The 2,744-nt window shown below is 41.1% G+C and carries 3 protein-coding genes; 2 read left to right on the top strand and 1 reads right to left on the bottom strand.

Features of this window, described 5'->3' with window-relative positions:
- Together K1X56_15170 and K1X56_15165 are read left to right on the top strand one after the other, a co-directional pair.
- On the top strand, positions 1-389 hold a 389-nt coding region (locus K1X56_15170), incomplete at its 5' end, for a hypothetical protein (protein ID MBX7096060.1).
- Positions 390-398: 9 nt separating this feature from the next.
- Positions 399-2,258 (top strand): T9SS type A sorting domain-containing protein, encoded by a 1,860-nt coding sequence (locus K1X56_15165; protein MBX7096059.1) that lies wholly within the window; start codon positions 399-401, stop codon positions 2,256-2,258.
- A 1-nt stretch (position 2,259) separates the two neighbouring features.
- Here the strand turns inward: K1X56_15165 and K1X56_15160 are convergent.
- Positions 2,260-2,744, bottom strand: a 485-nt coding sequence (locus K1X56_15160) for a hypothetical protein (GenBank protein MBX7096058.1), incomplete at its 5' end; no start/stop codon positions are given.

Genomic DNA, 2,744 nt, shown 5'->3' with positions numbered 1-2,744 from the left:
ACTTGCCATTAATCTCTTTGGGGATGTTCATTTTAGGTTTTCAACCTTGTTATTCCCAAATTACGGTTGGTCCAAAGGACAACCTGACCGAATCGAAATACGATTCCAGATTATTGATGCATTATTCCGCGGAGGAATTAAATGATTTCAAAATCAATAATTCGTTAAAGTTTACCACCATCGAATATTATTATACCCGCTCCTATATTTTCGAAGCACTTTCCTGCACCAATTGTGAGCCAATTTCTTTAAAGGAATTCGACATCAGCAAATTCGAAGATTACCGGCTTCCCAATTCCAGATACGAGTTAACACTGGAAAAACTCGGTTGCAAAATCACACTTTTATCCATCGATGAAATGGAATACAAACCATTTCGTTACAAATAAATGTGCAGGATGAAAAAAATACTACTTGCCCTCATCGTCCCGCTAAGCACTTTCACTTATGTTCATGCACAAAGTGATTTGTGTACAGGTGCAGTTAGTTTGACTCCGGGAGCCAGCTGCGTATCTACTGCCTATTCGGTTAGTAATACATTTACAGTGGATGTGACCAATCCTGGTTGCTATAACAACAATGCAGGTAGAGACGGATGGTTTTCTTTTACCGCCACGTCTACACTTTCGTCCATTACTGCCACACCCACTAATCGCGATGTGGGTATAGCTGTTTATTCAGGTTCATGCGGTAGTTTAACGTTACTTGGTTGTTCGGATGCCGGAACAGGAACTACAGTAGAAAATGTCACAATTAGCACAACGGTAGGTGTAACCTATTACATTCTCATTTCACGGGTGAACGGAACCAATACAGCTTCGGGAAATATTTGCGTTACCAATCCAGCCATCACCACGTGTTCTGCAACATTTTATGATAGTGGTGGATCGGGAGGTAATTATTCGAATAATGAATTGACCAGAACCATTTACTGTCCTTCCACACCCGGACAAGCCATTCAGGTTTCATTTGTATCGTTTAATCTCGAGCCCGAGTATGATTTTTTGTATGTGTATGATGGTCCATCCACATCTTCTACCTTACTCGGTACATACCATAGCACCACCAATCCCGGAACCATTGTTGCCACTTCAAGTAACAGCACGGGATGTTTAACATTCTTGTTTGATTCAGATGGATCAACAACACGTGCCGGATGGGAAGCTACCATTTCGTGCACTACACCCTTTACACCTCCGTCTTTAGGTTCTTCCTCTAATAATTGTACATCTGCACCAACGGTTTGCGGAAACACTTCTATTTCCGGAAATAGTTCCGGTGCGGGAACGCAAGAATTACCGAACAACAATACCATTGATGGTTGTTTAACCATCGAACATCAATCGTCATGGTACTTTTTCCGCGCTGCGACTTCAGGCACACTTGAATTTGTGATTTCTCCAACGAATGGAACCGACGATTACGACTTCGCTTTATGGGGACCTGCAAGCAGTGCGGTTTGTCCACCCACCACCACTCCCGCTCGTTGTTCGTACGCTGCCGGAGGAGGGAATACAGGTGCTTATACCGGAGCCGGTGATAACAGCGAAAGTTCTTTAGGAGATAAATGGATCGAAGGAGTTACAGCCACTGCGGGTGATGTGTTTGTTTTATTGATCGATAACTTTAGTTCTTCCACTTCACCATTTACCTTAAGCTGGATGCTGGCCGGTGGTGCAACGTTAGATTGCTCTACTCCATTACCGATTGAATTAATCAGCTTTAACGGTTTTTCCAATGGAGAAAAAAATATTGTTGAGTGGACGACCATGACCGAAGAAAACAATCATCATTTCAACATCGAAAAATCGTCGGATGGAATTACCTTTTCTCATTTACAATCTGTGCCCGGCGCAGGAAACAGTTTAACGCCGCGAAATTATTCGGTAACAGATCCTAATCCTTTTTCACCATTTACTTATTATCGGTTAAGTCAGGTTGATTTCGATGGAACCAGAACCGATTTCCCTGCCATTGCCGTAGAAAATAATCCTGTAAGTATAGAAATCGGTGAAATTGTTCCTAACCCCAATGAAGGATGGTTTACCATCAGCATCAAATCGCCCATTGAAAATTCATTTCGATTGGTGGTAACTGACGTCACCGGAAAACCCATTCACCAAATGCAGTTGAATGATCTGATTGGAAATGTAAAACCCGAAATCAATGTTTCCGAATTGAATGCCGGAATTTATTTTATTCAGGTGTATTCTCAATCCGGAAAATATTTAGGCACCAGAAAACTGGTGAAAAAATAAATCAGTTGGCAATACTGTTCCACCTCACATTCGAGGCTTTCAATTGTATAACGACAGAAGATCCGTTTGATTTTCCGTATTGACCTTCCATCATTCGTTTTTTGGAAAGCGTTTCGTCGGAATTTATTTCTACCAGGTTTTCGGGATAAATAAATCCTTTGCTGTTTTCGAGTTCCACATTAAACTGAAAATTACTGTTTGGTTTAAATCCGAGGTCCACATCTGCATTATAACCGGTGATTCGTATGGAGGTAAAATTACTTTCAATTTTACGGAGCCTGATATCACCTAATTTAAAATTAAAATCTAATGCCGAAGCCAATTGCTGCACATATATATCCGAGAGGGTGGACGATCCCGATAATTTTGAAATTAAATCGATATCCACATCGTCGTTACTCGATTTTAAAACCAATGTTCCTACTTCACCTAATGAAATTTCAGAAGCTGAGCAATCGATGGCTAAATCCTGCGCATGCTGAATAT

The sequence above is a fragment of the Flavobacteriales bacterium genome (genome assembly GCA_019694795.1).
Taxonomy (GTDB): domain Bacteria; phylum Bacteroidota; class Bacteroidia; order Flavobacteriales_D; family UBA2798; genus UBA2798.
Note: the sequence above shows the minus strand (reverse complement) of the source record. Positions and strands in the feature narration are given on the sequence as shown.